This is a genomic window from Pseudoalteromonas sp. CF6-2 (assembly GCF_021729425.1).
Lineage (GTDB): Bacteria > Pseudomonadota > Gammaproteobacteria > Enterobacterales > Alteromonadaceae > Pseudoalteromonas > Pseudoalteromonas arabiensis.
Window position 1 is genome coordinate 500,431 of the sequence record NZ_CP091443.1, and the last position, 21,982, is coordinate 522,412.

General features: G+C 40.1%; 27 protein-coding genes and 1 pseudogene. 4 read left to right on the top strand and 24 right to left on the bottom strand.

Annotation, left to right across the window (positions count from 1 at the left end):
* Positions 1-46: 46 nt before the first annotated feature.
* The 21 genes from L3Q70_RS18925 to dapA all read right to left on the bottom strand — a co-directional run bounded on the left by L3Q70_RS18925 (position 47) and on the right by dapA (position 17,631).
* A complete protein-coding gene (locus L3Q70_RS18925; RefSeq protein WP_062567122.1) occupies positions 47-478 on the bottom strand; it encodes a hypothetical protein in 432 nt (143 codons plus the stop codon).
* 124 nt (positions 479-602) lie between these two features.
* A complete protein-coding gene (locus L3Q70_RS18930; RefSeq protein ID WP_237115328.1) occupies positions 603-1,829 on the bottom strand; it encodes a beta-ketoacyl-ACP synthase in 1,227 nt (408 codons plus the stop codon).
* The gene (gene fabG / locus L3Q70_RS18935; RefSeq protein ID WP_062567124.1) at positions 1,829-2,554 is read right to left on the bottom strand and encodes a 3-oxoacyl-ACP reductase FabG; all 726 of its coding nucleotides are present in this window, start codon (positions 2,552-2,554) and stop codon (positions 1,829-1,831) included. Before fabG ends, L3Q70_RS18930 begins: the two co-directional genes overlap by 1 nt.
* Positions 2,554-3,006, bottom strand: coding sequence for a hotdog family protein (locus L3Q70_RS18940; RefSeq protein WP_237115329.1), 453 nt, complete (start codon positions 3,004-3,006; stop codon positions 2,554-2,556). The genes fabG and L3Q70_RS18940 overlap by 1 nt, the downstream gene beginning before the upstream one ends.
* Positions 2,993-4,156: a beta-ketoacyl-ACP synthase gene (locus L3Q70_RS18945; RefSeq protein WP_237115330.1), complete on the bottom strand. Its 1,164-nt coding sequence runs from the start codon at positions 4,154-4,156 to the stop codon at positions 2,993-2,995. Before L3Q70_RS18945 ends, L3Q70_RS18940 begins: the two co-directional genes overlap by 14 nt.
* 2 nt (positions 4,157-4,158) lie before the next feature.
* Positions 4,159-4,710 (bottom strand): DUF3261 domain-containing protein, encoded by a 552-nt coding sequence (locus L3Q70_RS18950; protein WP_237115331.1) that lies wholly within the window; start codon positions 4,708-4,710, stop codon positions 4,159-4,161.
* Positions 4,698-5,939, bottom strand: a complete 1,242-nt coding sequence (locus tag L3Q70_RS18955) for an NAD(P)/FAD-dependent oxidoreductase (protein WP_237115332.1) — start codon at positions 5,937-5,939, stop codon at positions 4,698-4,700. The genes L3Q70_RS18950 and L3Q70_RS18955 overlap by 13 nt, the downstream gene beginning before the upstream one ends.
* Before the next feature lie 3 nt (positions 5,940-5,942).
* A complete protein-coding gene (locus L3Q70_RS18960; RefSeq protein ID WP_237115333.1) occupies positions 5,943-8,162 on the bottom strand; it encodes a transporter in 2,220 nt (739 codons plus the stop codon).
* Positions 8,159-8,671 (bottom strand): outer-membrane lipoprotein carrier protein LolA, encoded by a 513-nt coding sequence (locus L3Q70_RS18965; protein WP_167346326.1) that lies wholly within the window; start codon positions 8,669-8,671, stop codon positions 8,159-8,161. The genes L3Q70_RS18960 and L3Q70_RS18965 overlap by 4 nt, the downstream gene beginning before the upstream one ends.
* Positions 8,672-8,676: 5 nt before the next feature.
* On the bottom strand, positions 8,677-9,102 hold the full coding sequence (locus L3Q70_RS18970; RefSeq protein ID WP_062567131.1) for an acyl-CoA thioesterase: 426 nt from the start codon (positions 9,100-9,102) through the stop codon (positions 8,677-8,679).
* Positions 9,095-10,639, bottom strand: coding sequence for an aromatic amino acid ammonia-lyase (locus tag L3Q70_RS18975; protein WP_237115334.1), 1,545 nt, complete (start codon positions 10,637-10,639; stop codon positions 9,095-9,097). Before L3Q70_RS18975 ends, L3Q70_RS18970 begins: the two co-directional genes overlap by 8 nt.
* Before the next feature lies 1 nt (position 10,640).
* Positions 10,641-11,609, bottom strand: a complete 969-nt coding sequence (locus L3Q70_RS18980) for an acyltransferase (RefSeq protein ID WP_237115335.1) — start codon at positions 11,607-11,609, stop codon at positions 10,641-10,643.
* On the bottom strand, positions 11,609-12,346 hold the full coding sequence (locus tag L3Q70_RS18985) for a glycosyltransferase family 2 protein (protein ID WP_237115336.1): 738 nt from the start codon (positions 12,344-12,346) through the stop codon (positions 11,609-11,611). The genes L3Q70_RS18980 and L3Q70_RS18985 overlap by 1 nt, the downstream gene beginning before the upstream one ends.
* 3 nt (positions 12,347-12,349) lie before the next feature.
* Positions 12,350-12,703, bottom strand: a complete 354-nt coding sequence (locus L3Q70_RS18990; protein ID WP_237115337.1) for a thioester dehydrase — start codon at positions 12,701-12,703, stop codon at positions 12,350-12,352.
* Positions 12,687-14,045: a class I adenylate-forming enzyme family protein gene (locus tag L3Q70_RS18995; protein ID WP_237115338.1), complete on the bottom strand. Its 1,359-nt coding sequence runs from the start codon at positions 14,043-14,045 to the stop codon at positions 12,687-12,689. Before L3Q70_RS18995 ends, L3Q70_RS18990 begins: the two co-directional genes overlap by 17 nt.
* Positions 14,035-14,598, bottom strand: coding sequence for a septation protein IspZ (locus L3Q70_RS19000; protein WP_062567137.1), 564 nt, complete (start codon positions 14,596-14,598; stop codon positions 14,035-14,037). Before L3Q70_RS19000 ends, L3Q70_RS18995 begins: the two co-directional genes overlap by 11 nt.
* Before the next feature lie 9 nt (positions 14,599-14,607).
* The gene (locus L3Q70_RS19005) at positions 14,608-14,853 is read right to left on the bottom strand and encodes an acyl carrier protein (RefSeq protein ID WP_062567138.1); all 246 of its coding nucleotides are present in this window, start codon (positions 14,851-14,853) and stop codon (positions 14,608-14,610) included.
* Between the two features lie 25 nt (positions 14,854-14,878).
* The gene (locus tag L3Q70_RS19010) at positions 14,879-15,136 is read right to left on the bottom strand and encodes a phosphopantetheine-binding protein (RefSeq protein ID WP_062567139.1); all 258 of its coding nucleotides are present in this window, start codon (positions 15,134-15,136) and stop codon (positions 14,879-14,881) included.
* Positions 15,133-15,909 (bottom strand): lysophospholipid acyltransferase family protein, encoded by a 777-nt coding sequence (locus L3Q70_RS19015; RefSeq protein ID WP_237115339.1) that lies wholly within the window; start codon positions 15,907-15,909, stop codon positions 15,133-15,135. Before L3Q70_RS19015 ends, L3Q70_RS19010 begins: the two co-directional genes overlap by 4 nt.
* Entirely contained in the window at positions 15,899-16,609 is a 711-nt protein-coding gene (locus tag L3Q70_RS19020; protein WP_062567141.1) for a beta-ketoacyl synthase chain length factor, read from the bottom strand. The genes L3Q70_RS19015 and L3Q70_RS19020 overlap by 11 nt, the downstream gene beginning before the upstream one ends.
* Positions 16,610-16,716: 107 nt before the next feature.
* Complete coding sequence (dapA, locus tag L3Q70_RS19025; protein ID WP_237115340.1) at positions 16,717-17,631, bottom strand: 4-hydroxy-tetrahydrodipicolinate synthase; 915 nt, start codon at positions 17,629-17,631, stop codon at positions 16,717-16,719.
* A gap of 160 nt (positions 17,632-17,791) precedes the next feature.
* Here dapA and L3Q70_RS19030 point away from each other — a divergent pair, with 160 nt between their 5' ends.
* Positions 17,792-18,445 carry a DUF6058 family natural product biosynthesis protein gene (locus L3Q70_RS19030; protein ID WP_062567143.1) on the top strand — a complete coding sequence of 218 codons (654 nt, stop codon included), beginning with the start codon at positions 17,792-17,794 and terminating at the stop codon, positions 18,443-18,445.
* A 34-nt stretch (positions 18,446-18,479) separates the two neighbouring features.
* On the opposite strand, the gene dkgB is transcribed toward L3Q70_RS19030, so the two are convergent.
* A complete protein-coding gene (gene dkgB, locus L3Q70_RS19035) occupies positions 18,480-19,295 on the bottom strand; it encodes a 2,5-didehydrogluconate reductase DkgB (protein ID WP_237115341.1) in 816 nt (271 codons plus the stop codon).
* A 213-nt stretch (positions 19,296-19,508) separates the two neighbouring features.
* A complete protein-coding gene (locus L3Q70_RS19040; protein ID WP_062567145.1) occupies positions 19,509-19,775 on the bottom strand; it encodes a hypothetical protein in 267 nt (88 codons plus the stop codon).
* Positions 19,776-19,984: 209 nt separating this feature from the next.
* Between L3Q70_RS19040 and L3Q70_RS19045 the strand changes: the two are divergent.
* Together L3Q70_RS19045 and ykgO are read left to right on the top strand one after the other, a co-directional pair.
* A pseudogene (locus L3Q70_RS19045) lies at positions 19,985-20,236 on the top strand (type B 50S ribosomal protein L31).
* A 12-nt stretch (positions 20,237-20,248) separates the two neighbouring features.
* Positions 20,249-20,386, top strand: a complete 138-nt coding sequence (ykgO, locus tag L3Q70_RS19050) for a type B 50S ribosomal protein L36 (protein WP_062567147.1) — start codon at positions 20,249-20,251, stop codon at positions 20,384-20,386.
* 22 nt (positions 20,387-20,408) lie between these two features.
* On the opposite strand, the gene L3Q70_RS19055 is transcribed toward ykgO, so the two are convergent.
* Positions 20,409-20,795 (bottom strand): cytochrome b562, encoded by a 387-nt coding sequence (locus L3Q70_RS19055; RefSeq protein WP_062567148.1) that lies wholly within the window; start codon positions 20,793-20,795, stop codon positions 20,409-20,411.
* A gap of 155 nt (positions 20,796-20,950) precedes the next feature.
* On the opposite strand from L3Q70_RS19055, the gene L3Q70_RS19060 reads away from it, so the two are divergent.
* A complete protein-coding gene (locus tag L3Q70_RS19060; RefSeq protein WP_237115342.1) occupies positions 20,951-21,970 on the top strand; it encodes a substrate-binding domain-containing protein in 1,020 nt (339 codons plus the stop codon).
* The last annotated feature ends 12 nt before the right edge of the window (positions 21,971-21,982 follow it).

Consider the following 21,982-nt stretch of genomic DNA (forward strand, 5'->3'; position numbering starts at 1 on the left):
TTATCAAGGGTCGCAAATTATACAGAAAAAAAATGGTTTTAGTTAGTTATAACTTAACTAAAGTGCCTTTTAATGCTACGCCAGCGATAAAAGTACCCGCACCACACTGATATTCAGTCTCACTCACAAACTCGCGCTTTTTATAATAAGATTGAATATTCACGACTGCATTCATGCCTTCACGTTTAGCACGCTCTTGTAGAGCCTTAAGCGCACTTAACATTACCCACTCACATGCTTCGCGGTCACTTTTGTTAAACGCATTGGTTTTTTTATTTGTTATCACTTCACCATAACTGCTTTTGATTTTGCTATGACTTTGACTGGCAAAATAAAGAGGAATATCAAGCAGCGCATTTTTTGCTTTCGTTGTTTGCAATAATGCTTCAACTGGTAGTGTTTGCAGATCATCGCGCGCAGCGCTATTAGCAGAAAATAAACAACCGATAAGAGCCAAAGTGGTAATAATTAATTTCATTTAAAGTTCCTTTTGTGTCGTTTCCATGCACGCTTTAGTGAAATAGAGTTGTTGTTATTCTGTTTCACTAAGACTTGCATACAGTTCGATGTTGTCGATAAATCTCATTTAACATTGCAGTAGGTTATGCCTGCCACTTCTTAAAAATCAGCGAAGTATTAATGCCACCAAATGCAAAATTGTTACTCATTATGTAATTAGTTTGTATGTCTCGGCCACGACCTTTTATGTAATCAAGGTCTGCACATTGACTATCAACTTGACTCAAATTGATAGTCGGTGCAAACCAACCATCATTCATCATATTAATACTTGCCCACGCTTCAATCGCACCACAGGCTCCTAATGTATGTCCTAAGTAGCTTTTTAGTGAACTAATCGGCTTTTTACCAAGCGCATTATAAGTTGCATGAGACTCAGCAATATCGCCTTTGTCTGTTGATGTACCATGGGCATTGATATAACCAATATCATCTGCGGTAAGATTGGCATCGGTCATTGCCATATCAATGGCCACTTGCATTGTATCAGCAGTTGGTTGGGTTACATGCTGACCATCTGAATTACAACCAAAACCAACTAGTTCAGCGTAAATAGCTGCACCACGCGCAATTGCGTGTTCATATTCTTCTAAAATTAATGTCCCTGCCCCTTCACCGATCACAAGACCATCTCTATCTTGGTCAAAAGGACGGGGAGTTGTTTTCGCGGCATCATTTTTAGTACTGGTGGCATATAATGTATCAAATACAGCCGCTTCGGTAATACATAGCTCTTCAGCACCACCCGCTACCATCACTTTTTGACGTCCATACTTAATTGCTTCATATGCATAACCAATGCCTTGTGAGCCTGATGTACACGCTGAGCTCGTTGTAATAACACGCCCTTTTAAGCCAAAAAACACACCAACATTGACCGGTGCAGTATGTGCCATCATTTGAATATAACTCGTTGCTGTCACCCCCGTCATTTCGCCTGTTCGCATCATGTTTGCAAAAGCAAGTAGCGGCGGTGTTGACCCCGTTGATGAGCCAAAAGCGATGCCCGTAGAACCATCGGTTAAACTTGGGTGCTCTAAAAGTCCAGCCTGTTCAAGTGCAAGTTCAGTGGTGCGCGTAGACATCATAGCAACGCGGCCCATTGAGCGTACTTGCTTACGCTTATAATGACTAGGCTTTGTAAAGTGCGTTACAGGCGCAGCTAAACGTGTATTTAAATCAGCAGCACAATCCCATTGCGACATGTATTGAACTGCGTTCTCACCTTTTTTAAGCGCACCTTTAAACTCACCCCAAGTATCACCGAGTGCAGTAATTGCGGACATACCTGTAACAACAACGCGCTTCATTACACCATTCCACCGTTAACTGAGATAACTTGTCGAGTAATATACGCGGCATCTTCAGAGCATAAAAAAGAAACCGTGCCAGCCACTTCGCTCACCGCGCCCATACGCTTCAATGGAATCATTTTTAGCATTTCATCGACAGGTAAATCATCTGTCATTGCCGTTTCAATTAAACCAGGAGCCACACAATTGACGGTAATTTTACGCTTAGCAAGCTCTAGCGATAATGCTTTTGTGGCACCAATAATACCCGCTTTCGCCGCGCTATAGTTAACCTGACCACGGTTACCGGCAATCCCCGATACAGATGCCATCGTAACAATACGTCCCCCCTTACGTGTTTGCACCATAGGCATCACGGTTGGATGAACCACATTGTAAAAACCATCAAGCCCTGTGCGAATTACTTTATCCCAATCATCGCCCTGCATCGCTGGAAATGCCATATCATTGGTTATCCCAGCATTACAGATCACACCGTAGTAGGCACCATGCTCAGCAATATCTGATTCTATTTGTTCTTTTGCTAATGCTCTGTCACATACATCAAATTGTAATAAACTGGCATGCCGACCCAATGCGATAATCTCGTCGCACGTTTGTTTAGCTTCAGCCAAACCGCTTCGGCAATGTACGGCAATATCAAAGCCGTCGCCTGCTAATCGTAATGCGATTGCTTTACCTATACCACGGCTAGAGCCTGTCACTAAAATACGTTTTGTCATTAACTTTCTCTTATAAACTGCATTGGATCTTGTGGCTGAAACACATTGATTTTTGCTTCTGCTAATAGCGTTTCGTTGTGGTGAATTTGACACTCAAAGACACTTAATCCTGACTCTTCTTGATACAACTGTGTAACCGTTACCTTAAGCGTTTGCCCTTTTTCAAAGATCGGTGCATAGGTTTGGTATTTACGCGTACCAATTAGAAAACCTATTTGTACATCGTTCCCTTTATCTTTTGCCAGCGCACCCGCATATGCGGCAATGGTTTGTGCCATATATTCACAACCAATATAACTGGCAACCCCGTGTAAAGACGTGTTGTAAAATGGACTCTGAGGGCTAATATCTACCTCACAACAAGCACTCTCTTCAGTATAATTGGCAAGACGATTGAGCAAAATCATAGGCGCACTATGAGGTACAACCTGCTCAATTTTATAATTCTTCATTCAGATGTCCTAGTACTACACTGACATTATTGCCACCAAAGGCAAATGAATTTGATAAACAATGGCTAACCTTTACGTGTGTAGGCTGAGTTATCAGGCCAATATCAGCTAGTGTTTCGTCAGTTTCGATTTGATTAAACACCATACTCGTAAATTCAGGATAAGCTAAGTACAACCAGCAAAGGCCTGCCTCTAGCGCACCGGCAGCACCTAATGTATGACCCGTCAGATGTTTTGACGAACTGACTGGCGTATTGTTGCCAAACACATCATTGATTGCAAGTGACTCCATGGCATCATTTTGCGGTGTTGCGGTGCCATGCGCATTAATGTATTGAATATCTGAGGGGTTAATACCTGCCTCATTCAATGCAGCTTTCATTGCTGCTATAGCGCCTGAACCATCAGGAATAGGCGCTGAGATATGATGGGCATCAGAGCTCTCTCCTCCACCTAGAAAAGCAACACTGTGATCACTCAGCTTTTCTTTACTCATTACGAAGAACGCCGCAGCTTCACCAATATTGATGCCTTTCCTATCCTTACTAAATGGCTTACAGATATCATCACTGATTGAAGACAGTGAATCAAAACCGTTAATTGTAAGCTGGCAAAGACTGTCTACCCCACCACATATCACCACATCTGCTATATCCGCACTCAATAAAGCGCGAGCACTTATCATCGCTTTTGCGCTTGAACTACAGGCTGTAGAAATACTGTAATTTGGCCCTGATGCATTTAGCTTTTTTGCGATATAGGCAGCGGGTGCAACTAAAGCTTGATCATAATAATCAAATTGGCTTGGCCACTGCCCACTTTCAGCTTGTACTTTTCTGGCTCTTTCGCCCTCTTGTATGGCAGCTGTACTGGTACCGATTACCACTGCAATACGTTCATTTGGGGACGTGATTTTTGCTAAAGTATCGGATAACTGTGCAAGGGCTAAGTCAATTAACTTATAAAAACGCATCGATTCAGATAAAGGTATCTCATTGACTAACCCCACACAGGTAGGTCGCTTTTCAAATGCCAGTGAAGTAACTTCTGTTAGTGTTTGCTTAGGCTGAGCACACACACTTTGCATAGTTTGCTCTTGCCCTACGCCCATCGCGCTAACAATTCCTAAGTCATTTAGCCAAAATGGCATAATTAATTAACCCTTTGAAAAATTATTGAGTAGTCTCGCTCGTAGTTAACAAGCTTGGTTTGACTGTCTAAAAATTGAATTTCGCTGATCAGCCGTTTTCCTTGGTAAAGGCGTCGTGTTGTCCCTTGCTCATCAATTACTAGGCCATAAAGCTGTGCATTAAGTACATCTATAGGCCAATGCACAAGCATAATGTCAGCTAAAATATAGCGTGGATCAACCCCACTAATCGGCAACATTTTTTCACTTTTGACCGCTCCTAATGGCGCTTTTTCGAGTTGAAAAATTGGCATGCCTTGCACCGTCATTACGACTAAATTTATACCCGTTTCACTGCTCAAATTTAACTGCGCTAACAGAGTATGTTGTTCTGTATTATGTTTTACTGTAAGCACTTGCTGCCAATTATCAACGTCTAGAGAAACAGGCGGATCCGATAGATAGATACCTGCGTGAGGTGCAAGATCAAGCCCTGTTTTAACTGCATACTCACTGGCACAGCTAACTAAAAATAAGCTACAAATTACAATGATATAACGCATTATTGCTGACATAACTCGACCAAGGTGTTTAAACGTTTATCGCTTTGTTTAACAAATGGGTTATCAAGATCCCACGCATAACCCGCTAAAATGGCACTGATCATTTCGCGTATTTGTTGATTTTGTTCACTATAAAAAATGACATCCTGAAATGAACCATTATACCAAGCACTCACATAGGTTCTAAAGCAATTGACGCCTTGTTGCAAAGGGATGCTGTACTGCTTTTCAAAATCAACTTTCTCACCCCGTAAATAGCTATCAACCAAAGGAGCCACCAATGAAGCTGATTTTAAAGCGATAGTGACACCAGATGAAAAAACAGGATCTAAAAACTCCCCCGCATTCCCCAGTAACGCAAAATGCTCACCATATAAAGACGACACATTCGCTGAATAACCTTTAATGGCACGCGCCTCACCCTTTACGACACGATTTGCCAGTAATTTACTTAAGTAAGCATCTTGTTCAATAAGCTGATTTAAGCAAGTTAACGGTTCTTGCTGCTCAAACTGACTCGGTTTGCCAACCACACCGATGCTTGCTGTGCCATCGCTAAATGGAATAAGCCAATACCAAATATCTTTAAATTCGGGGTGAATATTAATGAGTATTTTCTCGCGGTCAAACTGCTCGTCGCGAATATTATCCTTAAAATGACTGAAAAAAGCCCAGCGCACCGGAAAGTTTGACGGTGTTTCTAAGTCAAGTAGTCTTGGTAACACTCGACCAAAGCCACTGGCATCGAGCACAAATCGACCTTTAATTTGATACCTTTGCTGATTTTCATCAATAACGCTAAGTAGAGCACCATCTTCACAATCCGTGTAAGCTGATACACTATGTTGATAGCGAATTTCTGCCCCCTGTTGCATCGCACCATCCGCCAAGCATTTATCAAAATCAGCACGTTTAACTTGAAACGTTGTGCTTGGGCCCGCACTGAATTTTTCTGTAAAGTCGATATGTGTATGCTGGCCACGGCGCTGAAACGCCGCGCCGTTTTTAAACTGAAAACCTAAATCTTGAGCCTGCGACTGCACTGCCTCTTCAAGGTTTGCTTCAGCTAAAAAGCGCATGCATTGGGGTAACAAGCTTTCACCTATCGAAAAGCGAGGGAAAACTTGTTGCTCCAATACCACAACACGCCACCCTTTTTTAACCAATAAACTGGCTGCCACGGCTCCTGATGGACCCGCACCAATGATAATCACATCTGCCTGTTGAATTTGCGTATTCACCTATTATTTTTCCTTATTATTAGGTAATGCAACACTAAGTGGTGCGAGTATATAAATACACATTAGCCCCACTAAAACCGTTAAACCAAAGCTAAAAATAGCGGGGGTTTTTGACACTGCGAGCATACCAAATACCCACATTGATGATGCTGCTGACAAACTAATTGCCAAAACATTACTCGGTACCAGTTTATTGATTTGATAAAATACGAGGTAATCAATTGCTAACGCTAAAATCAATAAACAGCCCAATAAGTTAAAAATCGATAATTGGCTTTGTATCAAACTGCACAACAATAGTACTGCGGTTAAAGTTAAAGCGAGTATCAAGCCTTGTTTGCATGCAGTTTTAAACCCAAACTTAAAGGTAAATAACAAAACAGCGAAGGTCATAGCAATCAGTAATGTGACTAATAATGACTGTGAGTAATGACTCAGCCCCTCAGTGATCAGCGCAACTTTATCATACACAATTAAATCGCTGTCGGCGGCTGCCCACTGCTTTAATTGCTGTTTTTCAATGCCAGTTACCATGAACCAACTGGCCACAAATGAGTTGTTTATAAACACTTGATTATGTATCAGTGGTGCTAGTGCTGAATCAAGTGCGCTCTCTAAAGTTAAGGTCGACTGGCTAAACTGCACGGGATTGGCGGTCATTTGGCTAACGATATTTATAGCAGCTTGATGGGTTAATAAATCCGCTTTATTCTCGCGTTGTCTATGAGTACTTGGTACAAGATCACTGAGCATCACAGCCTTGCCTTTATACTCATTAATTTTGCTTTTTAACGTTTCTTGCTTTTCTAAAAGTTGCTGTGCATTTTCAGCAAATAAAATCATTATCTGGCCATTGTCTTTTCCTAACAACGTCATGTGCAGTGCTTCGTTATCCATCAATGCTTTTGGGCTTGCATTTAATAGTTTTACATCATCATTTACTACTGGAGGTTTAAGTAGTGTAAATACACTTAACAGCACTAGTAGTCCTATTATTAGTGCTGTTTTATACTCGTTTACCTTCTGTAATTGCTTGCTAAGAGATGAAGTAAGATGATTAGCACTTTGACTCACTGCTAACCTGTTTTGCCAGTGGGGTAGTAAAAATCGCGTGCTAAACCAAGCAGTAACAAGCCCTGCAACAACAAATACACCGACTTGAGTTAACAGCTGAACGGGCGAGAAAAATAAACTTGCATACCCCATAGTCGTAGTCAGTAAAGAGAGCGCTAACGCAAGCTTGAGTCCACGACTAAAACCGCTTTTATGCTGCGTTAAATCAAGCATGCCATGAAATGCATAATCAATAGCAATGCCAATCAGTGTGACCGCAAATACAAGCGTCAGTACATGGATCTGATTAAATAAGCTAACGAGCACTATCGAGCCACCAAGTGCAGCACTGACCACAGTCACCGATGCAAGCCACAATGCATTCACTGATCTAAATACCCACACAACCATTATGAACAGTGCAATTAAGCTCAAGGAGCCAAATAAAGTCATTTCAAATTTTGCTTGTTTAGCATTTGCAGCGGTATGAAATAAAGCCCCTGAATAATGGACGGTTGTATTTGGGTACTGACTTTCTAATTGGGTAAGTTTAGTTAATATTTCATCATTTAAAGCGATTGCCTTATTAATCGAAAAGGCATTATTCGTGCTGTGAACAAACAAAAGTAAGTAATCTTCGCCTTGGTAGTTAGCTGTTATTCGGCCATCTTGTAATTCAAATTGTTGTATATTGGCTAAAACATGCCTCAAAAAACTTGCGGTACTAAGCGTAGGATCTTGATTGATAGTGCTAGATACAAAGGGATCAGCAATTTGGCTCAATTGCCCCAAATAATACTGCTCGAAAACTCTAGGTTCACGTAGGCTTTGTTGGTACTCGGGTGCCAACAAGTAACCTGCGTATTGGCCATAAAAATGGGCAAGGGTCTCAATCTTCGGCAGTGTAAAGCGCGGTTGAATGTTTTTGCCAGCTAACCAACTCACCATTTCGTCATAAGCTTGGGTATTATTTTCACCGCTAAACGAAAAGCTCAGTTGTTGCTTGTTTGCTGAAAAAAAGTGCTCTTCTACCTGTTGTAACCTTGGCTCCGACTTGGGCAGCAAGGCTAAAATGTCATTATTTAAAGCTGGTTGTTTTACCGCAAAAACAACAACTAACATAACAGTGAGTAAAGTTAGCCAAGATAATGTAATTGCCCACGCTTTCACTTTTGCTGCTCATTTTCAGTATATGAGAAACGCAATAAGGTAAAATTCTCATTTGGCTCTTGTAAGCGCACGGTAGTCACCTTATTAGCATCAAAACAAAGTTCAAACTGACTAAAAACGTGTTTTAGCAATGCTTGGTTAGGCAAGAGGATTTCGCAATTAGGCTCAACGCTTTTATTTATTGTAAATTGCTCTGCTAACGCCGCTCTGTCGTGTTTTAAAATTGCTCGTAGCAGGCTCACATAGGGCTCAGCCCCTTTTTGTAATTGTTCGTTTCCTTGACTGTCAAGAGTATATACTTGACCCTGTTTAATAAATAAAGTGCTTTTTACCGGTGATTGCACTTGCCACGTTAAGCCCTCTTCATTAAGTTCAAAAATGCCTTTTGAAATAAAGGGCTTGCTAAAGCCCTTAAAGTGTTTTTCTTGGCTGAATGAGCCATGCTCTATCACATTCTTAGCAAGAGCTGGCGTTATAAAAAACATACTACATAGTAGAAAAATGCTCATTCGCATTAGATCACCTTTTGTAATTTCTCATGCAGTACAGGCGGTGATACAAATTGCATCTCTTTGTTTTCTATATCAACCGCCACCTGAATAGTCGTCGCTTTCGTTAACTTTTTGCCCGTCGCAACATCGCTGATAATATAATCAATACGTAATCGCGTTTCATATTCTTTCAAATATGCATCAATCCGTATCTTTTGCGTAAACAATGCAGAACCCACATATTTAATATGCATATCAATAATTGGCCACGCATAGCCAGACTCCTGCATTTGCCCGTAATCATAATCAAATAAACGCAGCAATTCGCAACGTGCCACCTCTAAATAACGTGGGTAATTACCATGCCATACCACGTTCATAGGATCACAATCATGAAAAGGGATTTCAATTTCTACATAAGTACTCAATAAAGAGCCACGACTATGCATATAAACTCCAACGTTTAGTTTGAATAGCATCAACGGTAAAACGTAACACCGCCTCAAGTGGGCGATCTTCATCAAGCTGTGGGAAAAACTCACTAATGTCTTGATACATACTCTGCACTTCTGGGGTTAAGCTTGCGTAGTCAAGCTCACCGTTATTAATACGCAAACGTAAACCTTGAATACACGCTAACAATGTACTGGCAACCACTTGTTCGGTTAACTGCAGTACACGTAAACAATCACGTGCCGCAATAGTTCCCATGCTTACTTTGTCTTGATTATGACATTCGGTTGAGCGCGAAAACACACTGGCAGGCATGGTCAACTTTAATGCCTCAGCGGTATAGGCACTGGCACCAATTTGCACCGCTTTAAAACCATGATTAATATAACGACGTTCATCTGTACTTGCTGACAAGTTTGAAGCTAAACCATTGTTATAACGAGTATCGACAAGTGAAGCGATTTGTCTGTCTGCTAAGTCAGCTAAATTAGCCACCGCCGTTTTCATGCTATCCATTACCATTGCAATGTGGCCACCATAGAAATGACCGCCATGCAGTACGTGCTCACCTTCACCATCGATGATTGGGTTATCATTCGCCGAATTAAGCTCATTCTCGATCATTTGCCTAAACCAAGGTAGGCTATCTTGTAATACACCAATGACATGTGGTGCACAGCGGATTGAGTATCTATCTTGTAAGCGGTCAGCATTACGTGGGTGCTCTACATGGTTTAAGTCACCACGGATCCACGCAGCCACTTGCTGTTGACCTGGGTGAGGTTTTACCGAAAACAAAATATCATCAAAATGATGACTATTACCTTTTAAAGCAAGACTGGCAAGCGCTGTAATTCGGCTGGTTAATTTAGCAAGGTAATCGGCTCTATCGAAAGCAAGGCATGCTAAAGCAGTCATTACTGCGGTACCATTCATCACCGCAAGCCCTTCTTTAGGGCGAAGCGTTAATGGTTTTAAGCCAAGAGATTGCATAACCGCTAAACTGTTTTTAATTTCGCCTTTGTAATATACATCACGCTCTCCCACCATTGCGCCAGCGACATAAGAAAGCGGTGTGAGGTCACCACTGGCACCCACAGAACCTTCTTCGGGAATAACTGGCACGATATTGTGATTTAAAAAATCACGTAATAAATTGAGCATATCCCAGCTAACGCCTGAGTATCCTTGCGACAGTGATGCTAGGCGAGTCGCTAAAATAGCGCGTCCTTGCGTTAAGTTAAATGTATTGCCTAGACCACAACCATGAAATCGAGTTAGGTGAAGAGGTAGTTCATTAACCAAATCAAGGGGTACTTTTACAGTCACCGAGTCACCATAACCTGTGGTGACACCATAAATTACGCCATCGTCTTCTAAGAGTTTATCTAAAAATGCTACGGCACTGTCGATTTTTTTGGCAAATTGGTGATCTGAAGTTAATGCAACAGCCCTTTGTTGTAAGGCAATATGAACAATATCTTCAATCGATAAACGTTGCTCACCAAATAATGTAGTCGTGTACTCTGACACTTTAGTTCTCCTTGTTTTGGTCACGAGACACTTGCTCGTCATTTTGCCAAAAATCATAAAAATTAAACCATTGATATGGATAGGCAGCTGCGTAATAACTCAACCTTTGTGCATAATCGCTCACAATTTTTTGTAATGTTTGCTGTCTAGTTTTACGTGGCAGCGCTAGTTTGTCTGCGTATTTTTCAAATACCACCCGATAAACTCTCTTTCCACCGGCTAATTTATCTTTTAAACAGAACAAGTGAAAAACAGGGCAATCTAATAACGCAGCGAGTATAAAAGGGCCCTGTGAAAATGGCGCTGGTTTTCCTAAAAAGTCAGCCTCAACCACACGTCCGGCTGTTGTAGTACTGGTTCTATCTCCTACAATGACAACGATTTCGCCTTGCTCTACTTTATCTTTGAGCATAATCGCCATATCCGGTCCAAGATCAGTGACTTGAATTAAGTTAATGCCTACATCAGGGTTTATACTTTTTAGTAATTTGTTAAATTCGACCGCATGATGAGTAAATACCAATACATTGATGACTTTACGATAGCGATGCTGACTAAGCGCACGACAGACTTCTAAATTACCCAAATGTGAGCCAATAAAAATAGCCCCTTGCTGTTGCTCGTCAAGCTCTTTAAATAATGCCTCATTAGTATAGATAATATCGCTTTGCTGAATACGGCCAAGCCAAGCATCAATTTTATCAAACGCACTGTCAGCAAAAGAACGAAAGTGGCGAAAGCTGTCACGCCATGTAACCGCTTTATGGTTACCATTTACCTTACGTGCTTGAGTTAAAAATGCATAAGATGCTTCACGAGCTGTTTTACCTGTTAAAAACAAATAAAACACAACTGGAAACAATACGAACCATAAGCCTGAACGGCCAAAAACACGATAGCAAATTAATAAAATTTGCATACCGAGCCAATTGCCACGCTCTTGCATTTTAGACCAGTGCTTAACAGCCATCAGCCAACCACCTTACGCCAAAGTAGCTTAGGTGAACGCAGTAACATGCCGAAGAATAAACGCGTATGCAGCCAAGAAATACCCACGTTATCATGTAAGGCTCGAAAGTGAGATACGCCATTTTCGGGGTAGATCACCTGCGTTGGCAAGAAAGTAACCTTCACACCTTGCCAATATAATCTAACTAAAATTTCGATATCAAAGTCCATGCGTTTGCCTAACGTCTGTTTAGACATTAAATCTTCAACAGCCGAAAGTGGATAAACACGAAAGCCACACATACAATCAACAATATCAAAGCTTAAAGTTTCAACCCACACCCAAAAATGAGTAATGTAGCGACTCAAATAACGGTGTTTTGGCACAGAGCTATCATAAATAGGGCAGCCACTGATCACATTGTTGGGTGACTCATTACTCAATTCTATCAACCTACTAATATCTGCTAACGAGTGCTGACCGTCCGCATCAACTTGAATCGCATGACTAAAGCCGTGCTTATGTGCATACATTAAACCGGTTTGAACAGCACCGCCCTTACCTTGATTTTGAGCATGGGTGAGCAAAGTTAAAAAATCGTACTCGGCGTCAAGTGCTGAAAATACTTGTTTCACACTTTCGTCACTGCCATCATCAACCATAATAATCGGCAATTGTAATGCCTTTAGCTCATCAAGTACCGCAGCGATAGCATGGGTGTGATTATAATTTGGAATAACAATACAAAACTGGTTCATTGTTTAATCACAAAATACGATTCGGCCAGATGCATGCTGCCCTTTATCTGAGGAATAACTAAATAAGCATTTGCCTTTTGCATTGCGTTCTAGGCTTAAGTTAACCGTCATACCAGGCGTAGTAACCACTTGAAATTTCAATATTTCTAGATTTTTTACTAAAGAGCCAAAACCAAGGTATTGCTGCGCATATTTAACGGCCCAATCTAACTGTACGACCCCTGCTAAGATAGGCGCATCAGGAAAATGTCCACGAAAATAATCTAAATCAGCCGTAATCGTTAACGCTAAGCTGACGCTATCTTTTGCTTGTGATAAAACGCTCACCTGTGGCGTAACATTATTCAGACTTGGCAAAGTACTGCTCCAATATTTTGATGCTTAATTTAGCTTGGCTGTTAAAAGGAAGCGCATCGATATAGCGCCATTTACGTGGCAGGCATATGCGTTCAAACCGATTAGATAAATAATTTTGTAAAGTACGGTTTATGATTAGTTTCCCTTGTTTAAGGCGTTCACTATTTCCATCATCTGTTAATACAACAACAGCACCTATTTGTACTCTTCTCGCGGGTAAAACGACAACTTTAGCCTCTTTTACCCAAGTATGACTTATTAAGTAATTTTCTAAGTCGTCTAAATTTAGGCGTTTTTCTTCAATTTTAATGGTTCTATCAATACGTCCTAACAATTTAAATTGGCCATTGCTGTGCACATGTGCCCTGTCATCTAGCGCAAAGCCAGATTGCTCTAGAATATAAGAGTCGAGTATTAAACGGCCTTCTTGATTAATTGATAAATAATTACCGCTAAAAGGCTGCCATGGAACCTCAACCGCTGCTTGAGTAACTTGCCTATAAGCAATGCCGCCCGTTTCTGTACTGCCAAAAACTTGTGTGACTGGACGAGCCAATTGATTAAAAAGCGTCTCTGCGTGCTGATTATTTAACGGACCACCCGATGAGAAAAGCCACTTTATGCGTGCTCGCTCGGGTATCAGTACATTGTCTAAGCATAAGCGTCCAAGCTGTGCGGGGCTGGAAACTAACACGGCTTGTTGGGTCTTTTTCAGCTTTTGCACTATGTGCTCTGGGTACTGGATTTGTGTGCTATCAATAATGTGCCCTTTTGCCAAGGGCCAAAGCAACCTAAATAACAACCCATAAATATGCTGATGTGACACCGTTGCTAAAAATGTAAATTGCCCTTGTAAATCAAAGGCCATAGACAACACTGACAGCTCACGATTTAACACTCGCCATGGCTTAACAATCGGCTTGGATTGGCCAGAAGAGCCTGAAGTATAAAAAATCACCGCCGTGTTTGTTGGCCACTGTAACTGAGTTAGGGGTGTAGGCGCGCAAGACGCTTGCTGCTCAAGATTAGTAATAGAAAACTGCGTATCTAAATCTGCAGTATCTCCTGCAAATACCGGGGTTTGAGCCAACAACAAGCGTAATGTTTCAGGCTGGCCATTGGGCGGTAAAATGACATTATGCCCAGCACAAGCAAGTGCAAACAACCGAACGGCAAATTGATAAGTATCAGGGTGAAATAAAACGACATGACATGGACTTTTTAACGTATGTAATTTCGCTTTAAAGGCCGCTATGTCAGCAAAAAACTGCTGCTGGTTAACGATTTTATCTGAAACAACAAAAGCACCGCTTGGGTGAAATTGTAAGTTATTAGCCAACATTATTTTTTACCTTTTGTCGGATCAACCACTCAACTAGCATTAAACCAGCGATAAGTATGTATGCGATTAAACCATTGTAAAGCGTCCACACTGATAACGAGGTGAATAGACATGTATATAAAGCCACTGAGGCGTTAAGCAGGAAAAATATGCTCCATACTTTCGTCACTTGACGCGTGTAACGTACACCGTTTTCATCAAGATCACCTTCCTTTAACCGCGCTAAACTCTCTATAACTGGAGGCCCCTTTTTTAGTGAATATAAAAAAGTAGCTGCCATGACGCTGTTAATTATCACAGGATAAAGCTTTAATCCTAATTCGCTATTAAAAACCTGTGTTACCACTAACGCCACAATTGCTAGTAAAGAGGCTGGTTTTATCCATGGCATTTTATTCGCTAAGCGCTTGCTAAGTATCAATCGTAAAATTAATAAAGCAATCAGTACTAGACTAACCTGCTTAATTGAACTGTGCTGCAAACCAAAATACACAATGAATGGGTATAAAGATAAGCCGATGATAATTAACGTAGTGGTAATTGCTTTAAGCATGTTGCTGTATTAAGAAACTAGTTTTTCTACTTCGCTAACAACATCTTGCACTGTGCGTACTTGCTTAAACGCATCTGGCTCAATTTTTTTACCCGTAATTTCGCGTAATTTAACGACCAAATCAACAGCATCAATACTATCAAGGTCAAGATCTTGATATAAATTTGCATCAAGGCTAATTTCATCCGCATCGATTTCAAATTCATCGACTAAAATGCCCTGTAAAACGGTGTAAATTTCGGCAGCGGTTTTCATGCTTTTTCCTACTTCTAAGTCTATATTACGATTTGTTTTGATTAATAAAATCAGCAAGTGCATCTACTGAAGCAAAATGCGCTTTTGTTTGTTCCGAGTTCGCATCAATTTTCACATTAAACTCTTTCTTGATAGCTAAACCAAGTTCAAGGGCATCAATACTGTCCAGCCCTAAGCCATCAACGAATAACGGTTGATCATTCTCGATATCATCAATGCTAATATCTTCAAGGTCTAAGCTGCTAATGATTAATTGTTTTATTTGGTTCTTTAGTTCAGTCATAGTTGCCTGAGTTCCTCTGTAAAATAATCCTGTAAATCACGGGTTAATTGTCGCGCTTGCATTGCAGGCTGCTCATCTTTAAAAGAATCTGTGTATGCAAATTGTTGATTAGCAAAGCGCATCTTAAAATACGCCTTCGTGGGAGCGACTTTATACCAAGGTGTGTCTTTAGTTAGTGTACTTGGCTTCATACTAATCACTACTGTTGTTATGGGTGCTCGACAACGTGTTGCAATATTCGCAGCACCACGTTTGAATTTTAATGGTTCATTAGGCGTTGTTCTCGTTCCTTCAGGAAAAATAATCAAATTATTACCTGATGCAAGTGACGCTGCACATTCCTCTAGTAACTCTTGTGGATCTTCGTTACTAATATACCCCGTGCCCTTTATAACTCCGCGCATAAACGGGTTTTTAAATAAGTGTGCCTTAACGACACAATCTGCATTTTTAATCACTGATATGAGAACAACGACATCAATCAAAGATGGATGATTAGCCAACACCAGTTGACCTTTAAGTTGTTTGAAGCGCGCCCTATCATGCACAGAAAAATGAATAGCGCCTGTGTAGTGCATCAAAGCAACAAAAAACTTAAATGTGTAATGCACTGTGATACGTGCTTTTTGCTTTTGTTTATGGGCTGAGGGCTCAATACAACGCTGCAAAGGGAATACCAGCAAGGTTAAAACTATGCCACCCATACCAAATACAACAAAACAAAACCCAGTTGCAAAGATACGCCAAACTTTACCCAATAAGTTAAGAGCCATGGTATTGAAGCATCCAAGCCGACTGCTGATGTACAAGCACTGTTTTCGGTTCCTTGCGAATAAACGCATCTGCAAGTTGCACGCTCAATGGTAAACAATCGCTAGGAGGAGACACATCATGATTTGATAACTTGTTTAGTTCAAAATATGCATCGTTACCAAGTTGTGTTGAAAGCAAAAACGAGACACTATGATCCACTTGCAACTCATCAGCAAAGCAAAGATATTCTTCAGGCAGCACACTGTCTGTATGATTGATTAGAATTTGACTTTCAAGACCTGATTTGACGCGGGCATAACCATCTGTAATAGCATCAATGATACTCTCTGCACCGCCGGCAATGGCATTCATAGCTGCTTTGTTTTGACCTGTTATCGAGAAAATACCCGTGGTCGCATTATGCACACTTAGCCCAAACGCAGTAGGAGATAAAGGCGCTTGTTCAACGAGGGTATTGAGTAACTTAGCTGTTTTAGGTAAGTCACCATGACGTGATGAAAAATTCACAGCAACTTGAGTGTGTTCTGCTTTTGCGTTATGTAAGGTATGCAATGCCATTTTCATGTAAGGGCTTAACCTACGGCGTTGCATGGCAGGGATCCAGTTTAAATCAAGTTCGCTGGAGCTTGATACTAATCGTTCAGGTATTTGTTGCCCGGGTGCAACCCAATAACACAGATTATTAACAACAAATTTCACAAACGTTTATTCTTTTAGCGCTAATCGATTGCTAATTTTACCCATTGTCCACAAAAAAGTAAAACTTTGACACTTAATTGTAACCAAAATTAAGTGTCAATTCAGTTTTATCGTAAGATAACGCCTTTTTCGTTTAAAAGTTGAGCTTTATCGCCCACAATATCAGCAACATTAAGCTCATTAATTAGGTGTTGTCCAAGCGCTTGTTGTGCTTGCGTTAACGGCACATACGGTAAACGGAAAACACTGTTTACTGCACCAGTCATCATTAAAGCGGTATTAATAGCAATTGGGTTTGGTTCACAGAATAACCATTGCATTAACGGCTGTAACTGAGTGTTAAGACTATCGTTTTTGTTATCCATTAACTGACGGAACAAGCCTGGAATTAAGTTGGAAGTTACCGAAATAACACCATGAGCATTATAGATATGACGAGCATCATGACTTTCATCATCATTGCCTGACCAACACGCAATACCTTGTTGTTCATAATGAGCAATTCGCTCATTACCACCACACTCTTTAACACCGATAAAATTTTCATGCGCTGCTAGTGGTTCAATAATATCAGGTGTAAGGTCTTGCCCTGTGCGGCCGGCCACGTTATAGATAAACGCAGGACCAATATCTAATAAGCGTTTAAAGTGCTCTTTCACACCAAGAATAGACGTACGACCATAATATGGATTAATTTGCAGTGCTGCATCCATACCAGTTGCAAAGCCATATTCGGTAGCTTTAATGGCTTCACGGGTATTATTACTACCTGTGTTACCTATGATAACTAGACGATCTGAAAATTTACTTACACTATGTGCAATAAGCATCAAGTGCTCTTCCCAATTCATTAGTTGGCCTTCACCTGTGGTACCACCAACAATAATCCCATCGACTCCTGCTGAAATTTGTTGTTCAACAAGCTCATCGTAACAAGCCAGATCAATATCACCGTTGTTGAGATAAGGTGTTTTAATTGCTGTGATCAAACTTGCTTGTTTAATTGTTTCTAGGCTGCGCATAACTATTTTTATGTTTGGAAAATTTGCGCTAGTTGTAACATAAATACAGGCATTTTCCGAGTAGTACATGCTAATAAATAAAAATACTTGATAAAATGTTTAGGGTAAGCCAGAATTAAACACTGTACAAATAAACAGTATTTACTGCGAGTAATTGATAATGCAACTTTCAAAATTTTTGGCTAATTACTTTTACACCACAGAGGAGCTTTGTCATGCACTATCAATTGATGAAGAAACACTAACTGATTGGCAACAAAAAGGGCTATTCCCGAAACCAAGTTACTGCTTACAAAGCCAATTAGAATGCAGCTCTTACTCAGGTATTTATCAATGTGAGGAATATCAAGACTTTTATCCTCGTGGTGCGTCTAGCTGGGGCCAGCACATTATTAAACATGATGTAAAATCATCATGCCAAGCCTTCAATCACTTTGCCCAACAATATTCGACTCAACTTAGTAAACTGGCCGAGCAAGGTTACGCCCTTAATGAAGACTTATTTGGTTCTGAGATTGACGAACATTTGCAACAAGTTTGGCAGCAGTTTTTATGCAGCAAATATGGGGTATTAACCCAAAATGGGTTGATTGAAGAAGCCGTGCAACTTGATGTAGCAAAGCTACTCATTGATGATATTACCGAACTTCGTACGAAAACAGGCTTAACAGTCGATGAGCGCCAAGCACTTCACAAAGCTTTAAAACTTATGAACAAAGCATTGAGTCACGGTACTGGCAACGAAGGTAAAAACACCCTGCGTCACAAATATATTGAAGAAGTTGTCTGCAAATATGATCTATCTGTAAAATAAATAAAGCCGCCAAATGGCGGCTTAACCTTATTATTTATTGATCCCACTGTGGTGCAAAATCAGGGTTCGCTAAACGTTTGTTTTGGTCTAACGCATTAATTCTATCTATGTCTTCATGATCAAGTTTCACTGAATCATCAAAATTATCAGCCAAATTTTCTCGCTTAGTTGATGATGGGATTGTCGTCATCTCATTTGCATTTACCCAAGCAAGTACGATTTGCGCAGGTGTAGCGTCATGTTTTTTCGCTATATCCAATATCACATCATCTTTGAGGGCTTCACCTACGGCAAACGGCATATAGGCGGTAACATGGATATCATGTTGTCCACAAAAAGCGCGCAATTTAGTATTGGTAAGATACGGATGAACTTCAATTTGATTGGTGAAAATTTCTCTCGCGTCGAGCGTTTGCATCGCCTCTTTCAAGTTGGCAATGGTAAAGTTTGAAACACCAATGTGTTTTGCTAAACCAAGTTCTTTTACTTTTTTGAGCTCAGTTAAATATTCACTCATTTTTTCTCCATTACTCGGAGAAGGCCAGTGAATAAGTAATAAATCAACATAATCTAGTTGTAGCTTTTCAAGGCTTTGTTTAACACTATCAACAAACTTGGCTTTGTTTAGTTTGTCATTCCAGACCTTAGTAGTAATAAAAATTTCACTGCGGGGCACAGAGCTGTCTTTAATTGCTTTACCGACTTGCTCCTCATTACCATAAATTTGCGCTGTATCTATGTGTCTAAAACCAATATCAAGCGCCATTTGAACTGAATTGTAAGCTGTCTTTCCTTCTAGGCGAAATGTACCAATACCTAAATCTGGCATTTCAATAACATGTTGTGACATAACCTCTCCTTTTAAAGTAATTCGTTATAAGCTTACTTACTTCACTGAGGCCAAATTTTAGAGTTTCAAGGAGGGATTTAAAATAAGTTAACTTAACAGGAAATTATTCACCGTAAATAAGTACTTCCTAAATTGCTCAAGATTACCTATAAACATGTATATAGATAATACACACGCCCTCATTGGGAGTTTTATACTCTTCTATTTATTAAATTAGTCTAAGTGCTCATAGTGACCGCGGTACACTTCAAAGGTTTTCACTACCGTATGCTGCTCTTTAGTGAGATTATCAAACCAAGTATCAAAACGCTCATCATCATCCTGCTCACCCAGAGCAAGGTACTGTGCTAAGAGTTCAATTATCTCATTGTGACTGAAGCTTAAAGTATCGACATGGCTCGCAAGTGTTGAATGATCTTTATCACGAAGCGTATTCATTACATTTTGGTCCAATTGCTCAGTTTGAATTTCATCGTTCACTGCCTTACTCCTTCTTATTATATGAGCACACATACCTAGTTATAACAGCCTTATTAACAATAGCCAGCTTTTTGAATTCAAGTGGTCAGAGTTTGTTCAGACTGACTAAAATCAAACCACAAATATTAAATAAGAATTATTTTTATCTTGATCTTACCAGTTTGAACACTTATCATTTGATACATTATCACATAGCAAAAGGTTATATAATGAAACCGAATATACACCCTGATTACCAGTAAGTCGCCTTTCATGATACAGCAGCAGATAGCTACTTTATTATAGGTTCAACAATTAAAACATCGCGAACAGTAGAGCTTGAAGGCAAGACCTATCCCTATGTGCCTATCGATGTATCGAGTGACTCACACCCTTTTTATACTGGTAAACAAAAAGCTGTGGCAAGTGATGGTCGAGTTGCCGCATTTAATCGCCGATTTAAAAATTTAGCGAGCAAATAAAAAGAGAATTAAATGAAGGTATTAAGTTCATTAAAAAGCGCAAAAAATAGACCTGGGTGTCAAATCGTCAAACGTAAAGGGCGCGTGTACGTGATTAACAAAGAAAACCCACGCTTTAAAGCCGTACAAGGGAAAAAGAAAAAACGTTAAAAAGGTGCAAAGGCACCTTTTTTTATTTGCCAAATAGTAGCTCCCAAAAACCAGGTGGCTCATGAAGTTCATGGTATTTTTTTCGTAAAGTATCTATTTCTTTTAATGGTACTTTTGCCGCTAGTATTCCCTGCTTATTGGCGAGCCTTTTAGCATCTTCTGCTTTATGGATAACTTTATCGATACCCTCAATAGAAGCAGATTGATGCTGTTTAAAGTCAGCCGTTTTTGCTTTCTCTAATAGTTGAATAAACTCATCAATTGCGTGGTTGAACTCGCTCAACTCACTGGCTTGCACAGCATTTTTGTATGCTAACCCCATATTCTTCATGTTAGCTTCTAAATCGATGCCTTTAGCAAAGCTAGATAAAGAGGTAACTAAAAAAAGGGCACTCAAAACAACTCTCATACTACTTCCTATTAAAACTAACTTAGCGTTAATTATATCCTTTTTGGTCGATAGAAACGAATTTATACAGCCTTTTTTATAAGCCAAACAGCTAATCGAAACTTCTGCCAATAAGCGCTATACTCACTTCATTGTTGTATTGTTTTTAGTTGTTTATGGCAAAGGCCCTTTCTTTCTTATTTTGTTTATTTTGCATTCCCAGTGTTTTAGCACAGCATAAAGTTATTTTTATCAATCCGGGTTACGCCGATACCAATACCACAGGGCCTTTTTGGTTTGAAGTATCTGAGCTCATGCGCGATGCAGCAGATGATTTAGATATAGACTTAACAATTGAGTACGCTAATCGTAATCATATTTTAATGAAATCGCTTGTTGTTGAAGCGATAGACACTAAACCTGATATGCTGATTTTAGTGGATGAAAAAAGTGTACTCAGCCAACTACTATTAGATCTGCCAAAGTTTGATACCCCGATATACTTTTTACTAAATCGTCCTACTGATGATGAACTTGCAGCCTTAAGTAATAAAGGGCTTAATATTTCAGGCAGTGTTGTGCCAAACAATGTTCAAGCAGGAAAGTTGTTAGCTCAAAAGCTCGTAGAAAAAAATAACGGACAAGCTAACATTTATGCAATTCATGGTGACTATACAACTCACGCATCTATTGATAGACAACAAGGCATAACTGATTATATTTCAAAAGTAAATAACGCGAAATTGGTCGCACAAAGTGTTGCCAATTGGTCAGCAACGCAGGCTTACCGCCAAAGCACTGGCTTTTTAAATCACCAAAAACAAATAAACATTATTTGGAGTGCTAATGATGCGATTGCGCTTGGAGCGATTAGAGCACTTAATGACAATAAGATACGCGATAAAGTCTTAGTAGGCGCGATTAATTGGCCACTCAAGGCTGCGTCGGAAAAAATCGACATTTGTATCGGAGGGCATGTCACACTTGGTGCTCTAGCAATGGTAAACATATATGACATATTCCAACAACAGCCTTTGGAGCTACATCAAAACATTGCTATTTTTACGCCTCACACAGCTAGAACAGTCACGTTCGTTGAGCAAATTCATAGCAATAGTTTGGCGATAGATTTTAAGAAATTTAGTAAAACTGAGCAGAATTCTGAGCCGTTCTCCATAGCAGCACTCCTCCCCTAGCCTTTAAAAATA